The organism is Ottowia sp., from assembly GCF_035325765.1.
In the GTDB taxonomy this organism is placed as follows: domain Bacteria; phylum Pseudomonadota; class Gammaproteobacteria; order Burkholderiales; family Burkholderiaceae_C; genus Ottowia.
The window spans coordinates 35,756-56,763 of sequence record NZ_DAOKZG010000019.1 but is presented as its reverse complement, the minus strand read 5'-3'; the positions used below and the strand labels follow the sequence as shown (position 1 = coordinate 56,763).

The following is a 21,008-nucleotide window of genomic DNA, read 5'->3' as shown; positions in this document are numbered from 1 at the left end:
GCCAAGCGCGCCGAGAAGAAGTACGGCGTGCCGGCGCGCGAGATCCTGGTCGAGATGGGCCGCCGCGGCATGGTGGGTGGCCAGGAAGACATGATCGAGGACACCGCGCTGACACTATCAAAACAGAAGCTGGTGGCGCACGCTGCAAGCCACTGATCGGCTGGAAAGGTTCATGACCATGGCTCTCGACCCGAAGACGCTCGACCAGCTGGCCGAGCACCTGCACGCCTGCCAGCGCGAGGCGCGCGACACGTTGAAGATCACCGACGCGCACCCGGACATGAGCTGGGACGACGCCTATGCCATCCAGGACCGCATCCTGGCCGCCAAGCTGAAGGCCGGCGCGCGCGTGGCCGGCTACAAGGCGGGCCTGACCTCGCACGCCAAGATGCGCCAGATGGGCGTGACCGACCCGGTGTTCGGCTTCCTGGTCGATGAGTTCATCGTGCCCGAAGGCGGCGAAGTCAAGGTCAGCCAGCTGATCCACCCCAAGGTCGAGCCCGAGATCTGCTTCGTCACCCGCGCCGAGCTCAAGGGCCCGGGCTGCCACATCGGCGCCGTGCTGGCCGCCAGCGATGTGGTGCTGCCCGGCATCGAGGTCATCGACAGCCGCTACCGCGACTTCAAGTTCGACTTGAAGAGCGTGGTGGCCGACAACACCTCGGCCTCGCGTTTCGTCGTCGGCGGTCGCGCCGTGGACGCGCGCAGCGTCGACCTGCGCACCACCGGCATCGTGCTCGAAAAGAACGGCCAGGCCGTCGCCCTGGGCGCCGGCGCCGCCGTGCTGGGCCACCCGGCCGCCGCCGTGGCCATGCTGGTCAACCATCTGGGCCGGCGCGGCCAGAGCCTGCCGGCCGGCAGCCTGGTGCTGTCCGGCGGCATCACCGAGGCAGTGGCCGTGCAGGCCGGCGACAACGTGACGCTGCGCGTGCAGGGCATGGGCAGCGTGTCGGTGCGCTTCGTGTGACGCCATGAATCTCGGGCGTCGGCCATCCGGCGCCCACCTTTTCGCCCACCGGAGAACCTCATGAAACGACGCGATTTCATCGCGGCGGCGTCTGCTGCCGCGCTGTCGGCCAGCGCCTGGGCGCAGGACGCCTACCCCAGCCGCCCGGTCAGGCTGATCGTGCCCTTCCCGCCGGGCGGGCCGACCGACATCATGGGCCGCACCGCCGCCAAGGCCATGGGCGAGCGCCTGGGCCAGCAGTTCGTGGTCGAGAACAAGGCCGGTGCCGGCGGCAACATCGGCACCGATGCCGTGGCCAAGGCGGCGCCCGACGGCTACACCATCGGCCTGGCGGCGATCAGCAGCCTGGCGATCGCGCCGCACTTGTACGGCAAACTGCCGTTCAACGTCGGCAAGGATCTGGCGCCCATCGCGCTGGTGGGCACCACGCCCTGCGCCATCATGGCCAACCCGCAGGCCCCGTTCTCCGACCTGAAGGGCCTGATCGCCTACGCCAAGGCCAATCCGGGCAAGTTGAGCTACGCCACCTCCGGCATCGGCACCAGCAACCACCTGGCGACCGAGTTGCTGCAATCGGTGGCCGGCATCCAGCTGACGCACGTGCCCTACAAGGGTTCGAGCCAGATCGTGCCCGACCTGATCTCCGGCACGGTGCTGATGAGCATGGAGAGTTCACTGGCCACCACGCTGCAGCACGTGCGCGGCGGCAAGCTGCGGGCCATCGCGGTGACCTCGGCCAAGCGCTCCAGTGCGCTGCCGGATGTGCCGACGGTGGCCGAGTCGGGCTATCCGGGCTTCGAGGTGGAGACCTGGTTCGGCCTGGTGGCGCCGGCGGCCACGCCCGCCGCCGTCGTGGCCAGGCTGCGGGATGCCTGGGCCGAAGGCGCGAAAGGCGCCGACGCCCAGGCCGCCTTCGACAATATCTCGGCCAACCTGCGCGCCACCACGCCCGCCGAGTTCGGCGCCTTCATCCAGGCCGAGGACAAGCGCTGGGGCGAGCTGATCCGCAAGCTGGGCATCAAGGCCGACTGAGCCGCAAAGGGCGCAAGTCCGGCGTGCGCCGGGCAGCGGGGCCATCGCTCTGTCCGGTGAAAATCGCGCGATGCAAGGCAGGCGGGTAGTGCGACGGATCTGTCTCTGTGCAGCGGCCCTGGCGCTGTACGGCGGAAGCTGGCTTGGCTTGGTGCGGCCTGCGCAGGCCCAGCCGGTCGAACGCGTCGTTCAAGGACAGCCGTGGCTGGCGCGCGCGGGCTTCGTCGTTGACGGCGATTCGCTGTGGGTGCAGCCGGAGGGCGGCGGCAGGCGCGCTCGACTGCGGCTGCAGGGCATCGACGCGCCCGAGCGTTGTCAGCCGGGGGGAGCGCCGGCGCGCGCGGCCCTGCAGGCACTGGTGCAGGGCGAGCGGCTGCACGTGACGGTACATGCGCGGGACCGCTTCGGGCGCCGCCTGGCCAGCGTGCGGCGCCAGCGCGACGGCCTGGACGTGGCGGCGGGCATGGTGGCCCAGGGTTGGGCCTGGAGCGACCGCCAGGGCTGGCGCCGCGGCCGCTACTGGCGCGAGGAGGCGCAGGCCCGCGCGGCCCGGCGCGGCGTGTTCGCCACCGCCGATGCCGAATCGCCGGCGGAGTTCCGGCGCCGCCACGGGCCGTGCGGCACCGCGCGGTCTGGGGCCGCATTGACACCGAAACAACTATAAAAACGATAGCTGTTCGCGCATATCCGACAGGCGGTGCGGCCCTGATGGATGCCCGGCAACGACGACCGGCGTCAAGGCGCGAGCTGCAAGGACGAGCGCAGCGTCTGGGTCTCTGACGTGCAGTCCGCGGCCGGCGGCACCTGGCCGGCGGCGCGTGCCCGCACCACTTCCTTCCTCGCGGCCGCCAACTGGGCCTGGAAAATCTCATTGACCCGCAGTCGCGCCACGGTGGCGGCGCCAATCACGCGGCCGGCCTCGATGTCGCTCTTCCAGTGCACGCCACAGATACCGCGGCTCTGGCCAAAGGCGCGTCCGCGCAGCAGCAGGGCGTCGGCGCGCTCCGGCGCCAGCTCGGTCAGCACCAGGGCCCAGGCCCAGCCGAGCGCGGCATGGCCGGATGGGTAGCTGCCGTCCTTGCTCAGGGCCGCCTCCTCGGCGGGGGTGCAGGTGGGGGCGCTGAATGCCACGAACGGGCGCGTGCGCTTGTACTGGTCCTTGGCCTTGTAGGTGGCCAGACCAGCGTCGGTCAGCGTGCGCCGCAGCAGCATGTTCAGGTGGGGCGTGGTCTGTTCGGAAACCGTGACACCCAGGGCACAGGCAAAGGCGCCGGCCGTCTGCGGGAACTTCAGGTTGGCATCGCGTGTGGCCAGCGCGCCTCTCGGTCCCTTCTGCATGGCCGTCAGTTGCCGGAATGCGTCGGCATCGTCGGCATGGGCCGGCGTGCCTTCGGCGGGCGGAGGTGGCAGCAGTGCCAGGCTGTCGGGCAGCTCCTCGCGGCCGAGGTAACCCTTGAGGTAGCCCGCCCCGGGGCGCAGTTCGCCCACCTCGGCGGGGGAAACCGGCGCGTGCGGCGTACTGGTGCACGCGCCGAGCAATGTGATCGCGGTCAGAGCCGCTGCGGCGGAACGGATGGCAGGGTGCATGGGTGTCTCCTGTGATGGTGCTGGCGGGTTCGGCCGCTGCGGCCTGCTGGCAGTGTAGCGGCGTGCCATTTACCGGCCGAGCATCCTTCGGACACTATCAAATGAATAGCTTCTGCCGCAATACTGGTGTGCGATAGACGATTTTTTTATTGTGTATCGTGCGATCATTGAAGAGAATCGACACGGTCGGCGCAGGCGCCTTGAATCTCGGACAGTCCGCCCCATTTGATGGGCAATTCGGAGGTTTTCATGCGCCTAGACAAACTCACCACCAAGTTCCAGGAGGCCCTCGCCGACGCCCAGTCGCTGGCGCTGGGCCATGACCACGCCTACATCCAGCCCGAGCACCTGCTGGCGGCCATGCTGCTGCAGGAAGACGGCCCGCGCTCGCTGCTGGCGCGCGCCGGCGTCAACGTGGCGGCGCTGGCCCAGGCGGCGGACGCCGCCGTCAAGCGCCTGCCCCAGGTGCAAGGCCAGGAGCAGGTGCAGCCCGGCCCCGACCTGATGAAGCTGCTGCAGGCCACCGAGAAGGAGGGCATCAAGCGGGGCGATCAGTTCATCTCCAGCGAGATGTTCCTGCTGGCGCTGGCCGACGCCAAGGGCGAGGCCGCCCGCATCGCCAAGGAAGCCGGTCTGGCGCGCAAGGCGCTGGAGGCCGCCATCGACGCCGTGCGCGGCGGCCAACCCATGGACAGCGCCGAGGGCGAGGGCCAGCGCGAGGCGCTGAAGAAATACACGCTCGATTTGACCGAGCGCGCGCGCCAGGGCAAGCTTGACCCAGTCATCGGCCGCGACGACGAGATCCGCCGCACCATCCAGGTGCTGCAGCGGCGCAGCAAGAACAACCCGGTGCTGATCGGCGAGCCGGGCGTGGGCAAGACCGCCATCGTCGAGGGGCTGGCCCAGCGCATCACCGCCGGCGAGGTGCCCGACACGCTCAAGGGCAAGCAGGTGCTGGTGCTCGACATGGCCGGCCTGCTGGCCGGTGCCAAGTACCGCGGCGAGTTCGAGGAGCGGCTGAAGGCCGTGCTCAAGGAAGTGGCGCGCGAGGAAGGCCGCATCATCCTGTTCATCGACGAGCTGCACACCATGGTCGGCGCCGGCAAGGCCGAGGGCGCGATCGACGCCGGCAACATGCTCAAGCCCGCGCTGGCGCGCGGCGAGCTGCACTGCGTCGGCGCGACCACGCTGGATGAATACCGCAAGTACATCGAGAAGGACGCGGCGCTGGAGCGGCGCTTCCAGAAGGTGCTGGTGGGCGAGCCCAGCGTGGAAGACACCATCGCCATCCTGCGCGGCCTGCAGGAGCGCTACGAGGCGCACCACGGCGTCGACATCACCGACCCGGCCATCGTGGCCGCGGCGGAACTGAGCCACCGCTACATCACCGACCGCTTTCTGCCCGACAAGGCGATCGACCTGATCGACGAGGCCGCGGCCAAGATCAAGATCGAGATCGACTCCAAGCCCGAGGTCATGGACAAGCTCGATCGCCGCATGATCCAGCTCAAGATCGAGCGCGAGGCGGTGAAGAAGGAGAAGGACGAGGCCTCGCAGAAGCACCTGGTGCAGATCGAGGAAGAGCTCGCCAGGCTGGAGAAGGAATACGCCGACCTGGAGGAAATCTGGAAGTCGGAGAAGGCCAGCGTCCAGGGCACCGAGCAGGCGCGCAAGGAGATCGAGCAGGTCCGCTTCCAGATCCAGGAAGCCACGCGCAAGGGCGACTTCAACCGCGTCGCCGAGCTGCAGTACGGCCGCCTGCCCGAGCTGGAAAAGCAGCTCAGGCAGGCGCAGGCCAGCGAGGAGAGCGCCGATGCCGCCGCCAAGGCGCACAAGCTGCTGCGCACCCAGGTCGGCGCCGAGGAGATCGCCGAGGTGGTCTCGCGTGCCACCGGCATCCCCGTCAGCAAGATGATGGAAGGCGAGCGCGACAAGCTGCTCAAGATGGAGGACGCGCTGCACGAGCGCGTGGTGGGCCAGGACGAGGCCATCTCGGCCGTGGCCAACGCCATCCGGCGCTCGCGCTCGGGCCTGTCGGACCCGAACCGGCCGCTCGGCTCCTTCCTGTTCCTCGGCCCCACGGGCGTCGGCAAGACCGAGCTCACCAAGGCGCTGGCGGGCTTCCTGTTCGACAGCGACGAGCACATGGTGCGCATCGACATGAGCGAGTTCATGGAGAAGCACAGCGTCGCGCGCCTGATTGGCGCGCCGCCGGGCTACATCGGCTACGACGAGGGCGGCTACCTCACCGAGGCGGTGCGGCGCAAGCCCTACAGCGTGGTGCTGTTCGACGAGATCGAGAAGGCGCACCCGGACGTGTTCAACGTGCTGCTGCAGGTGCTGGACGACGGCCGCCTGACCGACGGCCAGGGCCGCACGGTGGACTTCAAGAACACCGTGCTGATCATGACCAGCAACATCGGCAGCCCCATGATCCAGAGCATGGCGGGCCAGCCGTACGAGGAGGTCAAGGACGCGGTGTTCGGCGAGCTGAAGAACCACTTCCGGCCCGAGTTCCTGAACCGCATTGACGAGATCGTCGTCTTCCACGGCCTGGATGCCGCGCAGATCGGCGCCATCGCGAAGATCCAGCTCAAGGTGCTGGCCGAGCGGCTGGCGCGCATGGACCTGGGGCTGAAGGTGTCCGACCAGGCGCTGGACGAGCTGGCCAAGGTCGGCTTCGATCCGGTGTTCGGCGCGCGGCCGCTCAAGCGCGCGATCCAGCAGCGCATCGAGAACCCGCTGGCCAAGCTGATCCTGGAGGGCAAGTTCCCGCCCAAGACGCAGATCGAGGTGCGCGTCGATCCGATCAAGGCGCCAGGCCAGTTCGAGTTCGGCGCGCACGCGGCCTGAGCCTGGGCCGGCGTTGCACTGGCCGCGCAGGAACTGGCGGCTGGCTGACGGTTCCTGCGCGGCCGCTCGCGCGTCAGTGCTGTGGGGGCGCAGCCAGCTCTTCGTCCATGTCGGCTTGCGGCTCGTGCAACTCTTCCCAGCCGGTGATCATGGACTTGATGTGCGCCAGCGGCGTATGGCCGGTGGTGGTCAGGTAGACGTGCACGATCACGAACACCAGCATCATGAAGGCGGCCGCGGTGTGCGCCCAGGCCACCCAGTCGAGCCGCAACAGCGACTCCAGGCCCAGGGACGGCCAGTAGGCGCGGAATAGGTACACAAGGCCGGTGATCCAGATCGCCGGCAGCACCAGGGTGAGCAGGGCGAGGTAGGTCAGGCGCTGCAGCGGGTTGTGCTTCTTCTGCACCGTCTTGCGGTAGGGGTGCGGTTCGCCGCGGAAGATGCCCCAGGCGTAGAAGCGCGCCACGGCGACGATGTTGGCGAGGGTGGGCGTGTACTGGCGCCACTCGCCGGTGGTGAACTGCCAGAACGCCGTGAAGACCCACAGCAGCATCAGCGTCCAGGCCGCCAGCGTGTGTAGCTGGACGGCGCGCTCGAAGCCGAGCAGGTGGTAGCTGCCGTGTACCTCGAATCCGGTGGCCAGCATGGAGATCACCAGCGCGGCCTGGGACCAGTGCCAGAAGCGCTCATAGCGCTTGTAAAGGTAGATGCGCTGGGGGCCGTCGCGCTGCTTTGCGCATGCGCCGCGGCGACGGGGTTCGGGCATGGCGGTCTCCTTGTTCATCGCTTGCGAACCAGGATCCGGATGCCGGCATGCACCAGCACGCCGGCGGCGCTCAGCAGCACCGCCAGCCAGCCGATGCGGTCGATCCAGGGCTGGCGATCGTGGCCCGGCAGGTACAGGCCCGGCACGCCCTTGAGGCGGCTGGTCGCGCCGTAGCACTGGATGCAGGAGACGGCCTGCTCCCGAGGCGCCACCATGTGCGTGATGGGCCACAGCATCTCGCTGCGCACGAAGCCGTGTTCGCCGCTGTAGGGCACGCCCGTGGCCTCGGCGCCGGCCTTCTTCAGCGCCTTGTCCCAGTCGAAGCTGTCCCACAGGGCGGTGTCCAGATCACCGCCGGTGACATGCGGCACCAGCAGGGTGCGGCCCTGCACGTCGTAGGGCTGCTTGCCCTGGAAGCGCTTGACCGGCCAGATGCGCGCCGCCGGATCGTTGGGCATGCCCAGGAACTGGTTGATGTGCACGATCTGATCCGGGTCGATGCGGTCCTGCTGGGTGGTGTAGCGCACGCGGCCATCGAACTACAGGTACTCGGGCTCGACGTTCTCACCCAGGGTGAAGCGGCCCTTGCGTCCGTCGTAGACCACGTGGCCCTGCGCGTCCTTCTCGATCACCGGCTGGCCCGGGCCGTTGTTGCGGCCGGCCTCTGACCAGTCCCAGGCCATCTTCGTGGGCACACCGCCGCGCGCGTAGCTCGGGATGTGGCAGGTCTGGCAGGCCAGCTTCTGCGTATGCTGGTTCAGCCGCTGCACGGTCAGCAGGCTTTCGTGGTGCGGCTTGTCGCCGTGGCAACTCTGGCAGGTCGCCGGGTTGCGTCCCTGCCGGCCGCTGCCGCGCAGCAGCGGCCCGTGCGGATCGGCGGCGGTCATCGAGATGCGGCTGCCGGCCAGTTGGTGGGCGTCCGACTGGTGACACGTGGCGCAGGCGAAGCCGGCGCCACCGCTGGCCCGGCTGGCCATGTGGACGTCGAGCGCGCGGTCGGCACGGTTGAGCGAGGAGTCCAGGTCGCCGTGCTTGACGCCGTCGCCGCCGCCGCCGTAATAGCGGCAGGCGCCACACGACTGGGTCGAGGTGCGGCCCACGCGCTGGGCCACCCAGGCCAGCTCCACGGGGCCCACCTTGGCGTCGGTGCCGGCGCTGCGCGCCACGGCTTCGGTCAGCACCTCGCCGCCCATGCCCGGCTCCTTGCGGTAGCCGCCGGTCTGGTGGCAGACCAGGCAGTCGACCTTGGACTGCAGGCTGAAGTCAAAGCTCTGGTCCTTCCAGCCGTAGCCAATGTGGCACGACTGGCAAAACGCCTCGTTGCTGCGGTCGCCGATGCAGAAGGCGTTGACCATGGTCTTCTTGCCCAGCCGCTGATTCGTGTCCGGGTTGGTGTAGTCCCAGGTCCAGTGGCGCGTCTGCATGACCTGCTGCGCGGCTTGGGTGTGGCAACTCAGGCAGGCCTTGGTGACTTCCTCACCGCTCGCGAACGGCCCTTGCAACCGCTTGAAGCGGCTGTGGTCGGCGGTGCTGCTGGTGCCGTTCCTGGCGGCCGCGGAGCCGACCGGTCGCCAGTCGCCCGCCGAGGGGTTGGCTGACGCAGCGGCGCCGGTCCGTGGCGTCTGCTCGCCGGAGCCCTGCGCCAGGCCGGAGCATGCGCTGACCAGCAGTACCGCGGCCAGAATGGCTCGCAGGGCGGCTGCCGCGAACCGGGAGCACGAATTCCAAGCCTGTCCGCCGTGGAGTGTCTGCATCATGGGCAACGACCACCCGTCATGACAGGGCGCCCCACCCGGAGCGGCCGTGTGGGTGCACGGGCACGGCCTGCATCGCGGTCGCCGCAGGCCGAGTTCAAGTCGGAGCCCAGTATAGAAACGGTTTCCCAGTCTGCATGATGATGCATGTCAATCATTGATGACTGAGATGAAACACCCACTATGTCGCTGCGCTCCATCCCCCTGCAAGGGGGACGCACCCGGTGTCCAGGGAGACCCCGGCCACGGGTGCCCCCGCCTGGCCTGTTCCGCGGCCTTTGGAGCCGTGGCGTTTCATGCGACGTGGGTGGCGCGCAGCGCAATGGATGACTGAAGTGAAGCGCCCTCCATGTCGCTTCGCTCCTCGCCCCAAGGGGGATGCGCGCGATGGCCAGCGATTCCTCGGTCCCGGGGCGTCCGAATCCGGCCTGCTCCGGGCCACCCGAGCTGCGCCGTTGCATGCGTCGCGGCTGGCGCACGGCGCCCTGGACAGCTGACATGGCATGAAGGCAGCAATAGCCCGGCTCTCTGGCCGTCTGGGCCCGGCGCGCGGTGAGTCGTCGTCGGTATCGATGGCCTCTGCGGCTGCACGGCGATGGCGGGGCGAGAATGACGGGTGCATCTGGCGGGCGATCTGGTCGCGCGATTGGGTGTAGGGTGGTGAGCAATGCAATTAGGAGCCAGGCCATGAACCGTCCTGTCGAACTGCCGCTCGCGGTGACCGCGATCACCGCGCTGAACGACCTGTTCCATCGCCAGCATCAGCTGTCGCGCCAGGCGCCTGACGTGCCGCTGGCCGAGCGGCGCGAGCGCCTGCAGCGCCTGGCGCGGCTCTGGCGCGAGCACGAAGCGGCGCTGGCGGACGTCGTGCAGCAGGATTTCGGCATTCGCGGCGAGCGGCTCACGCGCGTGGCCGATGGTTTCATGATCGACGGCCTGCTGGCCGACCTGCGCCGCAATCTCGCGCGCTGGAGCCGGCCGCGGCGCGTGCGCACGCCGCTCTACCTGCAGCCTGGGCGTGCCCACGTGCAGCGCCAGCCGCTGGGCGTGGTCGGCATCGTCGGGCCCTGGAACTACCCGCTGCAGCTGACCCTCGGGCCGACCGCCGCCGCGCTCGCAGCCGGCAACCGGGTGCTGCTGAAGCCCAGCGAGTTCACGCCGCGCACCTCGGCGCTGCTGGCCGAGCTGGTGGCGCGCCATTTCGCACCGGAGGAGCTGGCGGTGGTGCAGGGCGGGGTGGAGCTGGCGGTGGCGTTTTCCGAGCTGCCGTTCGACCACCTGTTCTTCACCGGCTCGACCGCCGTGGGGCGCCAGGTGGCCGAGGCGGCGGCGCGCAACCTGACGCCGGTGACGCTGGAGCTGGGCGGCAAGTCGCCGTGCATCGTCGATGCCTCCTGCACCGACCTGGACGACGCGGCGCTGAAGATCGCCGTGGGCAAGCTGCTCAACGCCGGCCAGACCTGCATCGCGCCCGACTACCTGCTGCTGCCGCGCGGGCGCGAGTCGATGTTCGCCGATGCCTACCAGCGTGCGGTCACCCGGCTCTATCCCGAGATCGTCGGCAATCCGGACTACGCCGCCATCGTCAATGCGCGCCAGCATGCGCGCCTGCTCGGGCTGCTGGAGGAGGCGCGGCAGCTGGGCGCACGCATCGACGACGTGGGTCCACCAGCGCTGGGCGAACCTGCGTCGGAACCCGAGCAGCGCCAGATGCGCCCGCTGCTGGTGTTCGACCTGCCGCCGCAGGCCGGGCTGCTGCAGCATGAGATCTTCGGCCCGATCCTGCCGGTGCGGTCCTACGACCGGCTGGACGAGGTCATCGCCTACATCAACGCGCGCTCGCGGCCGCTGTCGCTCTACTGGTTCGGCACCGACCGCAGCGCCCGCGATCGCATGCTGCGCGAGACCGTGAGCGGCGGCGTCACCGTGAACGACACCCTGATGCATATCGCCCACGACGGCTTGCCGTTTGGCGGCATCGGCGAAAGCGGGCAGGGCGCCTATCACGGTGAGACCGGCTTCGTGCGTTTCTCGCACGAGAAGGCGGTGTTCGTGCAGTCGCGCTGGAGCGGCGGCAAGCTGCTCTACCCACCCTATGGCGCGCGCTTCGACCGCATGATGGCGCTGATCCGGCGCCTGATGTAGGGCCGTGTTTCGGGCTGCCAGCCGCCGACTGTCCGACACGCCGCACCCGGCGCGGTGGCCCTGACCCTGGCGCGGCAGCGCTCGGCGTCTGCCGCTACCATGGATGCCGGCGCGCAGCCGGTCGTCGATGAATTCCACCGCATCCACCCTCGCTTCTCCAGCCGCGCCGGACGTCGCGGCGCGCGGCTCGCTGCACGACGATGCCTGGACCATCACCCTGGTCGGGATCGCGCACGGCAGTTCGCACTTCTCGCACCTGCTGTTGCCTGCGCTGTTCCCGGTGTTCGTGCGGGAGTTCGGGCTCAGCTTCACCGAGCTCGGGCTGCTCAGCCTGGTGTTCTTTGCCATTTCCGGCACCGGCCAGGCGCTGTCGGGCTTCCTGGTCGACCGGGTGGGCGCGCGGCCCATCCTGTATGGCTCGTTTGCCTGTTTCATCGGGGCGAGCCTGGTCGGCTTCCTGGCCCAGGGCTACTGGAGCCTGATGGGGCTGGCGGTGCTGGCCGGGATCGGCAACGCGCCGTTCCATCCGGTCGATTTCAGCATCCTGAACCAGCGGGTCGCGCCGCACCGGCTGGGCTATGCCTACAGCGCGCACGGGCTGTCGGGCAACCTCGGCTGGGCGCTGGCGCCGGTGTTCCTGATGGGCTTCACGACCTGGTCGAGCTGGCGTGCCGGCTACCTCGCGTCGGCTTTGCTCTTTACCGCCATCCTGGTGCTGCTGGTGCTCAAGCGCCGCTACCTGCACACGCGGGTGGTGGCGGCCACGCCGGCCGCGGGCGGGGGCAACCTGGGCTTCCTGCGGCTGGCGGTGGTGTGGTGGTGCTTTGCCTTCTTCCTGCTCTCCACCATGACGCTGGCGGTGGTGCAGAACTTCAGCGTCTCCATCATGCAGGCGATGCACGGCGTGAGCTTCGAGTCGGCCACCACCATGCTCACGGCCTACATGATCTGTGGCGCCGTCGGCATCCTGATCGGCGGCCTGGTGGCCGCCCGGGTGCCCCTGCAAAGCGATCGCGTGGTGGCCTGGAGCATGGGCGCCGGCGCCGTGCTGATGGCGCTGGCCGGCACCGGCTGGCTGGGCGGCCTGGGTTCCATGTCGGTGCTGGCGGCGACCGGCTTTGCTGTCGGCATCGGCGGGCCGAGCCGCGACCTGATGATCAAGAAGGCCACGCCCCGGGGCGCCACCGGGCGCGTCTACGGCACGGTGTATTCGGGGCTCGACCTGGGGCAGGCGATCGCGCCGATCGTGTACGGTGTGTTCATGGACCGCGGCTGGTACGCCACCACGCTGATCGCGGGCGCCGTGCTGCTGCTGGCCTCGGTGTGGGCGGCGCTCGGCGTCGGGCGGCGCACCGAACAGGCCGTCGCGTAGGGGCCACGCCTCTCAATGGGGGCCGCACCGACCGTCGACCGGTATCACGCACGCCGAACATCCCTTAGGGTCATCGCAGCCAGCGCCTGGCAATGAATGCCGCTGCAAAGGACAGCAGCAAGAAGTTCACCACGAGCGCGATCGCAACCAGGAGCGATGGCGCCAGTCCGATGTCGATATGTCGCGTACCGATTGCGGTACGCGTTGCTTGTCGCTCGGCGGGTACCCAATCGGAATTTCCGAATGCGCCGACCAGCGGAATGGCGTAGTGCAGGCTGAGCGCCATCGCGTCACCGATGTCATAACCCGAGGGCGCGCCGGCAGCAGCCAGTTGTGCTGCCGTGATTTCGACGGACGGCGCAGCACTGCCGTCGATCGCCTCCCGGTACACCGCACACTTTGCCGGGGATGCGCTTGCGTTATTGCGCGCGCTGCCGCCGCTCAGGATGGCGCTGGATGTCGCGGACTCCAGCGTCGCCCGACACTGGACACCCAATTGCAGTAACCCATCGTTAGATATCTTAACGTTTTCGGGTTGTTGCAGGATGGCGAACACCGCGAACGACAGCACCAGCCAAAGCGCGATCGCCGGCATGACGCGCGTGCCATAGCCATACAGCCTACCCGATAGATATTTGGCGATGGTCCGGGGAATGCCGCTCACTTGCTCATGGTCTCTCATGGTGCAATAGATGCGATCAGCATCCTGGGCTTGGGCCTGGTTGCGCAGGGCAGACTCGACGCTGATCCATACCGCGCGATCCATGGGTCGCATGTTTTTCAGGATCCTGATGCTGCTTGCGACGGTATCGGCATCCACGCCCGAATCGTCACCGGGGCCTCGATCCGGACCCAACTCCCAGTTGGCCACATTCACGCCCTTGAGATTGAGTTGCGGAATCGGCTGTGCAATGGACAGCTTGCCAAATCGGCCACCCTCCAGAGTCACCGGCACTGGCGGCGCCTGGTTCGGGGTGCTGTGTGGTCCAGGCGTCATGCACAAGGAATCGGCTCCGGGCAAGCTCAATTCGGTGGCACTGGCGCCGGCCAGTTCGATGCCGCCTTCGATGCACGCCGTGCAGCCGATGCCGGCGCGGAGTTCCAGTTTCCCGCCAACCTGCAGGCCTCGGCCCATGAATCGTCCGTCGCCAGCACGGCGTGCATGCAGCCTCATCCCCGACAGCAGCGCGTCACCATTGACCCGCGCGTTGTCGAGGTCGATGATCGTGCACTCGAGCGCAAGCGTGCACTGGCCCGGGTTTTCTTCGGTTCGCGGGCGATTCCGGGATTCAAGGAACTCCTGACCACGCAACCAGGAGCCGCGGGCGAAGAGATCGGTACCAATGCGGGCGTCGTTCAGCCGAACCGCTCCTCCAACCTTCAGATTGGTCAGGTCGAGGCTGCCAGCAATGACGACGCACCGCATCTCGATGTCGCCACGAACGAACACCGAGCAGGTCCGCGCTGAAACGTCACGTCGCCACCGAATGACATCGAAATGGGCCTCAGCGGCGCGCGCGTCAGCCTGGGCGGACGTGAAGTCGTGGCCACGTCCCCAGCAAAAGCGGATGTCCCCCTGCAATTCGACATGCTCGACGAGCACACCTCCGACCGGTTTCCCTGCATCGCCAATTCGAGCACCGGTCAGAACAATCGCCTGCAGGCTGGTCACCCCGATAAGCTCGATGCCTCCTGCTTCGGCGTCAAACCAGTCGAGCTGCGCCTCCTTGCCGCGAGCCAGCGCTGCCGGATGAATCGACAGGCGCAGACGTCCGAGCGAGCCGGTGCGCATCTCGAGGGTGCGACCAATGCTGGCGCCGTCGAAATCCGCATCTCCGCGAATCCGGGCGCCGGACAGGATGACCGACCCGCCGACCATGGTCCGATAGGCGGACAGAATAGGCGGACTTGCGAACAGGCAACCGCCGATCTCGGCGTTGATCAACTCCAGGTTACCTTTAATGATTCGTGCGCCGGCGATTCGGAGTTCCTGCGCGCGTGTGCCGCGCAATTGCACGTCCCACTGGACGATCGCCCGCATCTGCGGATTGCCGATTGCGTTGGGGTGATTGGGGGGGCAAAAGGTGTCGAGGCTGAACAGACTCTCCAAGTGTGCCCAGGACACGTCGATAGCCAGGCACGCCACGCCGCGCATATCCACTCGCGACGCTTTCAGGGCGGTGAGATCCACCTGTCCTTCGATCCTCGTGCGTGATACACGCGAAGCCATCGCCTCATAGGCAACGTGCGGCGAGAGGTCGATGCCAGCCTTCACCCTGGCGTCGCGTAGTGTGAGGCCGTTCACTTCCCGGTCGAACCTGCGCTCCTGATGCATGCCGCACAGCGCAAGCCTGCCACGGATGTCGACGTTCGCAGCCGCGAGTTCACCAAGAACCGATATCTGCTGGGCTTCCAGGCTGCCGGTGAGGCGCAGGCCATCCAGGCTCACCGCTGGCGGCAAAGGGTGGATATCGTCCGTTGCGCCCAGCACCGAGGTGCCGCGCAGCACGAGGTCACCATCGATCACGCAGTTGCGTGCCTCGAGCGAGCGCGCGATGAGGCAGCGTTCGAATACGACGCTCGCGTCACGCCGGCATTCGTCGAGCACGACGCGCCCCATGAACTCGACGTCGCGCATTCGCAGCGGTCCCCGCGTTTTCAATGCCTGCAGGTTCACGTCACCGGAAACTCGCAGGTTCTCGATCCACGAAGCCGGTGACAGGCTCCCGTTTGATTCCACGTGGTTCAGCCGCTTGAGAAACTCGGCCGGGGTGACCTGGGCACGTGGCTTGAGCAGCAGCAGCAGGCGCCTCTCGGGGTCCACCTGATACTGGAGCAACGCTGGATCCGCCTGGCACCGCAGGACGTCTTCGACCATGCGCACCTCGGTGATGCCGTCCTTGCAGGAAACGTTGAATTGCGTGTCATAGATCGCGCTTTCGTAGAGCACCGTGGCCTCGAATGGCAGCACGGTGCCATCGGGCGATGGTGCACCGATCTTGATCGGACCGATGGTTGGGTCGGGGTCTGGTGGTGGGCTGGTGTCGGGTGCGCCGCCATCCGTTGGCGTGGCGGGAGTCCCGGTGCTTCGGTTGCCAGGCTCTGGTGCCCCACCGGCATCTGCCGCCTCGATCCAGGCCAGGTCGGTATCGTCGGTGCTCGATGCGCTTTCCGGGATGAAGGGCCAACGAGGCCGACGCCTAACTTCCGCACCACCATCCAGATACTCGCGCGTTGCCTCCTCGAAGGGAAGAAGGGCGGTGGTCTGTCGCTGGACCCCACTTGGGTTGGCCAGCGTGCCCCCGGTCAGCAACAAGAACGGTTCGCGTGAATTGGTGCCACCACTGATGAACGAGACGAAGAACTGGAGATACTCGAGTGCAAGTTCCGTATCGACCCGCCCGTAGGGCGCGAGTTGCATTTCAAACTGCTTGTTCAACTGGTGGATGGTGCCGCTGGTCCAGTCGAGCCGCACAGCCGACGCGTGGTCGCCGGTGCGGGCGTCGCTCTGCGACCGTCGGTGGGGTGGAAGCGCTGCATCGACCTCCGTGGATGCTGTGTTGGATTTGTTGGTCGCATGTAACACGACGAAGGCCCGCGCCGATTCGTAGCGGGCGCCGAAACCAGCCGCCGTGCACGAGATGTCGAGCTCATACAACCAGTCATCCGGATAGAAGCGCAACTTGCGTGTGCGGATCGCCTGCACAGGTAATCCCCGGTGGTTGCTGCCTCGGGTATCTGGCTCGGCCAGCGCGAACGTGGCGCACTCATGTTTGGGCAGGGCTTGCTTCAGCGTCTCGAGCGCGTAGCTCCGTTCATTGGCGTCAACGACAATCCAATCATCCAGTTCCCAGAACATCGCAGGTCCCTCCACGAGGATCGTGTCCCATCGCGTGGTGTAAGTCCCCAGCCCGGATTGGCTTGAGACACACGCGTTGCTCAGCGCTGCACGGCCGGCAGGCGAGCAGCTGCAGTATTGCAAAGCTGCTGCAGGGTTTCAACTCTCGGAAATTGCAGGTGGATGCCTCCGCCAGTGCTACCGTCGGCGTGCCGGGGCAAGCGTGAACGCTGCGGCTCCAGGGTTACCTGCGTAGCCTTGGACCTCGAGGCGGTAGCCGTGGTATGGCGGGCGCAGCATGCTGGAGGCGCATCGGGGCATGAACATCAGCGAGGCGGAATTCGTTGCTGCACTCGGTGACATCCTGGCGGCGCTGCGCGTGCGGCGTCGACGCGTCGGCGCAGAATGACGTGCCCGCGATCGCCTGGTCGCCCAAGAGCGAAATCACGAAATCATCCTGGGAGTGGCAGTTGGACGTGCCGATCGGCGTGCCGGGCAACAGTGAGCGTCGCCGCGGGCTCGTGCCCGCAAGAAGGAGCAACGCCGGAGGCGCGGCGAGCGCGGCACTAGCGGGCGCGTAGCGTGCTCACCGAACAAGTGAAGGCCACCGGAGCCGCGAGATCCCGCAAGGATGCAGCGCGCCCGAGGATGACAGGCGGTCAACTGCCGTTTCCAGGATCATCCATCTGTAGGGACTGGCGGGGCCGGGCAGGCGCCGCCTGCCCGGTGGCGCGGGTCCGCGGCGCGCCAGCGCAGGGCGCAAAAAAAGCCGGCTCGTCGAGCCGGCTTCGAGTCGGGCGGGCAGCGCTCAGGACAGGTGCGCGCTGATCAGCTTGGTCATCTCGAACATCGTCACCTGCGGCTTCTGGAAGATTTCCTTCAGCTTGGCGTCGGCGTTGATGTTGCGCTTGTTGGCGCTGTCCTGCAGCTTGTGCTTCTTGATGTATTCCCACACCTTCTTGGTCACTTCGGTGCGCGGCATCGGCGTGGCGCCGATCACGGCCGCGAGCTGCGGGCTCGGGGTCATCGGCTTCATGAAGGCCGGGTTGGCCGCGCGCTTCTTGGCGGCAGGGGCTTTTTTCGCAGTTGCCATGGTTTCCTCTGGTTCGAGCAATCGGATAGGTTGCCAGCACGGCACGCCGTGTCTGCCTGGTTGCATGCGATGCTACTGGAGCACACCCGGGTTTCCAAGGGAAATGCTGCTGCAAACCGGGATGTTGTTGCTTTTTTGGCCCGGCGCGTAGGCAAATCGTTATTCTCGGCGGTCCCGGCCCCAGTGGCCGCCCTGCCAGAACGATTCCGGAGCCTGCTCATGACCCTGCCTGCCTTTGCCACCTGCGACCTGTGCGATGCCCACGAGGGCGACACCTCCGGCGCCTTCCGCGTGCTGCCGCCGGCGTGGCGCGAGTTCGGGTCTGGGCAGCCCTTTGCCGGCCCCGTGCACAGCGTGCGTGCGCCGGAGGACAACTCGCGCGTGCGCGAGGCGGTGCACAGCCCGGGCCAGGGCCGCGTGCTGGTGATCGACGGTGGCGCCTCGCTGCGCCGCGCGCTGGTGGGTGGCAACCTGGCGGTCACGGCGGCGAACAACGGCTGGGCCGGCATCGTGGTCAACGGTTGCGTGCGCGACGCCCGCGAACTGCGCGAGGCGGGCATCCCGATCCGCGCGCTCGCGCTGGTGCCGTTGCGCACCGAAAAGCGCGGCGAGGGCCAGGCCGGCGTGCCGGTGCAGATCCAGGGTGTGTGGGTGCGCCCGGGCGACTGGTTGTATGCCGACGAGGACGGCATGGTGGTGGCCGATCGCGCGCTGCATTGACGTCCCGGGTTGGGGCTGGTCGGGCAGACATCCAATATTGACGCGAAGCGAAGTCATCGGCCATTTGTCATGCCGGAGCCGGTGCGGCCCGAGCGGCTGCTGCGCTCACCCTACCGCCGTGACGCACCCCCCATGCGCAGCGCCGCGCGCGACGGCACGGTGGCCAGCAGCACGCCCGCCAGCGCCAGCGCGAACGCCAGCAACTGCAGGCCGCCCAAGTGTTCGCCCAATGCCAGCACGCCGACCAGGGCGGCGCTGATGGGCAGCAGCACGGTGAACACGCCAGCCTGGGCGGCAGGCACGCTGCGCAGGCCGGTCATCCACAGCCACACGGTCCACATGCTCGCGGCCAGGCTGTAGAACAGCAGCAGCAGCCAGGCGCTGCCGGGCACGCCGCGGAAATCGAAGTCCCAGGCCAGCCAGAGCCCGAACGGCGTCGTGAGTGCAAAGCCCCAGAGGTTGATGATCGCCGTGATGCGTCGCGGGCCGAGCGTACCCGTGAGCTTCTTGCCGATCACGGCGTAGCTCGCCTCGCACAACACGGCGCCGATCAGCAGCAGGTTGCCGAGCCAGGCCAGCGACGTCGCTTCGCCTGCGCTGGCCCAGGCGCCGCGCGCCAGTGCCAGCAGGCCGATGCCAAGCACCGCACAGGCCACGCCCGCCCAGACCCTGGGTGCGACCCGCTCGCGCAGGAACAGCCAGGAAAGCACCGCCACCGCAGCCGGGATCGCTGCCATGATGACGCCGGCCGACACGGCGGTGGTCAGCTTCACGCCGGTGATCATGCACAGGGTGAACAGGAAGTTGCCGAGGAACGACTCGAGGAACAGCAGGCGTCGGGTCTGTCGGCTGAGCGGCGGCTCGTCCGCCGGCCTCCTGAGCCAGTGCAGCATCGCAGCGCCGCCGATGCCGAAGCGCAGCCAGGCCAGCAGCAGCACCGGGAACACCAGGGCCAGCGGCTTGGACAGCGCCACGTAGCTGCCGACCAGGCTCATGGAGAGGGCCAGGCAGCCGTAGGCGAGCGGGGAGGGGCGGAGCGGGGCGATGGTCACGGGCGGGCGCCGATGCGGTGGCGGCAATATAGGGCAAGGCGAGGTGGCCGCACACGTGCGGCGCTCGACTCGGGCCGCGAACCCAGGCGCGCAGCGCCGGCTGGACGCCCGTTTCGACATCGCCGCGTGGGAGAATGGATATGCTGCACCGCACCAAAATTTCTCGATACGGAAAATGAATTCCCACATCGAGGAACGTGTCTCATAAGTAATTGATTTATATACAAATAAATTTTGTCTTCTATAAGACACAAGATTGATCTTCAGTCTTATAGAAGAGTTATGATCCGGGTCAGCGTCATGGGCTTCATGTCGCGCCCGGCGAGCCCGCCGGCGGTCGCCCCGCATCCTGTTTCAACTTCACCTTTGGAGCTTTTCATGCCGAACACCAACCAACAACTCAGCCGCGAGCAGCAGATCGCCGCCCTCGAGAAGGACTGGGCCAGCAACCCGCGCTGGAAGGGCATCAAGCGCGGCTACAGCGCCGCCGACGTCGTGCGTTTGCGCGGCAGCCTGCCGATCGAGCACACGCTGGCGCGCCGCGGTGCCGAGAGGCTGTGGGACCTGGTGGGCGGCGAGGCCAAGAAGGGCTACGTCAACGCCTTCGGCGCCATCACCGCCGGCCAGGCGATGCAGCAGGCCAAGGCTGGCCTGGAGGCGGTCTACCTGTCGGGCTGGCAGGTGGCGGCCGACGGCAACACCAGCGAGACCATGTATCCCGACCAGTCGCTCTACGCCTACGACTCGGTGCCGACCATGGTGCGTCGCATCAACAACACGTTCCGCCGTGCCGACGAGATCCAGTGGAGCCGCGGCACGGGCCCTGGCGACAAGGACTTCATCGATTACTTCCTGCCGATCGTGGCCGACGCCGAGGCGGGCTTCGGTGGCGTGCTCAATGCCTTCGAGCTGATGAAGAACATGATCGCCGCCGGTGCCTCGGGCGTGCACTTCGAAGACCAGCTGGCCGCCGTCAAGAAGTGCGGCCACATGGGTGGCAAGGTGCTGGTGCCGACGCAGGAGGCGGTGGAGAAGCTGATCGCTGCCCGCTTTGCCGCCGACGTGATGGGCGTGCCCACCATCATCCTGGCGCGCACCGACGCCGAGGCCGCCAACCTGATCACGAGCGACCACGACGCGAACGACAAGCGCTTCCTGACCGGTGAGCGCACGCAGGAGGGCTTCTACCGCGTCAGGAACGGCCTGGAGCAGGCCATCAGCCGCGGTGCCGCCTACGCGCCCTATGCCGACCTGGTGTGGTGCGAGACCGGTACGCCCGACCTGGGCTTTGCGCGCGAGTTCGCCCAGGGCGTGCACGCCGTCTGCCCCGGCAAGCCGCTGGCCTACAACTGCTCGCCCTCGTTCAACTGGAAGAAGAACCTGGACGACGCGACCATTGCGAAGTTCCAGGACGAGCTGTCGGCACTGGGCTACAAGTTCCAGTTCATCACGCTGGCCGGCATCCACATCAACTGGTACCGCACCTTCGAATTCGCCCACGCCTACGCGCGCGGCGAGGGCATGAAGCACTATGTCAACATGGTGCAGGAGCCGGAATTCAAGGCGCGCGAGGAAGGCTATACCTTCGTGTCGCACCAGCAGGAAGTGGGCGCGGGCTACTTCGACGAGGTGACGACCGTGATCCAGGGCGGCAGCTCCTCGGTCAAGGCCCTGACCGGCTCGACCGAAGAAGCGCAGTTCCACTGATCCCGCAGGCGGCGGGCGCTGCCCGCCGATCCGCGGCATGGATCCAAGCCACGGCAGCCGCCGTGGCTTTTTTTGGCCCGGCAGGGCGCACGCGCCCGGAGAGAAATGACGGATGACCGATG

Annotated in this window: 13 protein-coding genes and 2 pseudogenes; 9 read left to right on the top strand and 6 right to left on the bottom strand. The window is 67.7% G+C overall.

Annotation, left to right across the window (positions count from 1 at the left end):
* The 4 genes and pseudogenes from PKA16_RS08470 to PKA16_RS08455 form a co-directional block, all read left to right on the top strand.
* A pseudogene (locus tag PKA16_RS08470) lies at positions 1-156 on the top strand (4-hydroxy-2-oxovalerate aldolase); the annotation flags it as partial.
* A 22-nt stretch (positions 157-178) separates the two neighbouring features.
* Positions 179-967 carry a 2-oxo-3-hexenedioate decarboxylase gene (dmpH, locus tag PKA16_RS08465; RefSeq protein ID WP_324402264.1) on the top strand — a complete coding sequence of 263 codons (789 nt, stop codon included), beginning with the start codon at positions 179-181 and terminating at the stop codon, positions 965-967.
* Between the two features lie 60 nt (positions 968-1,027).
* Positions 1,028-1,999: a tripartite tricarboxylate transporter substrate binding protein gene (locus tag PKA16_RS08460; protein WP_324402253.1), complete on the top strand. Its 972-nt coding sequence runs from the start codon at positions 1,028-1,030 to the stop codon at positions 1,997-1,999.
* 151 nt (positions 2,000-2,150) lie between these two features.
* On the top strand, positions 2,151-2,663 hold the full coding sequence (locus PKA16_RS08455) for a thermonuclease family protein (protein ID WP_324402251.1): 513 nt from the start codon (positions 2,151-2,153) through the stop codon (positions 2,661-2,663).
* A 71-nt stretch (positions 2,664-2,734) separates the two neighbouring features.
* On the opposite strand, the gene PKA16_RS08450 is transcribed toward PKA16_RS08455, so the two are convergent.
* Positions 2,735-3,586: a phosphatase PAP2 family protein gene (locus tag PKA16_RS08450; protein WP_324402249.1), complete on the bottom strand. Its 852-nt coding sequence runs from the start codon at positions 3,584-3,586 to the stop codon at positions 2,735-2,737.
* A 249-nt stretch (positions 3,587-3,835) separates the two neighbouring features.
* Between PKA16_RS08450 and clpB the strand changes: the two genes are divergently transcribed.
* Positions 3,836-6,439 carry an ATP-dependent chaperone ClpB gene (gene clpB, locus PKA16_RS08445; protein ID WP_324402247.1) on the top strand — a complete coding sequence of 868 codons (2,604 nt, stop codon included), beginning with the start codon at positions 3,836-3,838 and terminating at the stop codon, positions 6,437-6,439.
* Between the two features lie 73 nt (positions 6,440-6,512).
* Here the strand turns inward: clpB and PKA16_RS08440 are convergent, their stop codons facing one another.
* Both PKA16_RS08440 and PKA16_RS08435 read right to left on the bottom strand, forming a co-directional pair.
* Entirely contained in the window at positions 6,513-7,205 is a 693-nt protein-coding gene (locus tag PKA16_RS08440; RefSeq protein WP_324402245.1) for a cytochrome b/b6 domain-containing protein, read from the bottom strand.
* Between the two features lie 14 nt (positions 7,206-7,219).
* A pseudogene (locus PKA16_RS08435) lies at positions 7,220-8,959 on the bottom strand (tetrathionate reductase family octaheme c-type cytochrome).
* A gap of 687 nt (positions 8,960-9,646) precedes the next feature.
* Between PKA16_RS08435 and PKA16_RS08430 the strand changes: the two are divergent.
* Entirely contained in the window at positions 9,647-11,104 is a 1,458-nt protein-coding gene (locus tag PKA16_RS08430; protein ID WP_324402243.1) for a coniferyl aldehyde dehydrogenase, read from the top strand.
* 127 nt (positions 11,105-11,231) lie between these two features.
* A complete protein-coding gene (locus PKA16_RS08425) occupies positions 11,232-12,476 on the top strand; it encodes an MFS transporter (protein ID WP_324402241.1) in 1,245 nt (414 codons plus the stop codon).
* Positions 12,477-12,546: 70 nt separating this feature from the next.
* On the opposite strand, the gene PKA16_RS08420 is transcribed toward PKA16_RS08425, so the two are convergent.
* The gene (locus PKA16_RS08420) at positions 12,547-16,335 is read right to left on the bottom strand and encodes a hypothetical protein (RefSeq protein WP_324402239.1); all 3,789 of its coding nucleotides are present in this window, start codon (positions 16,333-16,335) and stop codon (positions 12,547-12,549) included.
* A 787-nt stretch (positions 16,336-17,122) separates the two neighbouring features.
* Positions 17,123-17,407, bottom strand: coding sequence for an SWIB/MDM2 domain-containing protein (locus tag PKA16_RS08415; protein WP_324402238.1), 285 nt, complete (start codon positions 17,405-17,407; stop codon positions 17,123-17,125).
* Between the two features lie 219 nt (positions 17,408-17,626).
* On the opposite strand from PKA16_RS08415, the gene rraA reads away from it, so the two are divergent.
* Positions 17,627-18,127 carry a ribonuclease E activity regulator RraA gene (rraA, locus tag PKA16_RS08410; protein WP_324402236.1) on the top strand — a complete coding sequence of 167 codons (501 nt, stop codon included), beginning with the start codon at positions 17,627-17,629 and terminating at the stop codon, positions 18,125-18,127.
* 110 nt (positions 18,128-18,237) lie between these two features.
* Here the strand turns inward: rraA and PKA16_RS08405 are convergent, their stop codons facing one another.
* Positions 18,238-19,122 carry a DMT family transporter gene (locus tag PKA16_RS08405; RefSeq protein ID WP_324402262.1) on the bottom strand — a complete coding sequence of 295 codons (885 nt, stop codon included), beginning with the start codon at positions 19,120-19,122 and terminating at the stop codon, positions 18,238-18,240.
* 435 nt (positions 19,123-19,557) lie between these two features.
* On the opposite strand from PKA16_RS08405, the gene aceA reads away from it, so the two are divergent.
* Positions 19,558-20,886, top strand: coding sequence for an isocitrate lyase (gene aceA, locus PKA16_RS08400; RefSeq protein ID WP_324402234.1), 1,329 nt, complete (start codon positions 19,558-19,560; stop codon positions 20,884-20,886).
* Positions 20,887-21,008 lie beyond the last annotated feature (122 nt).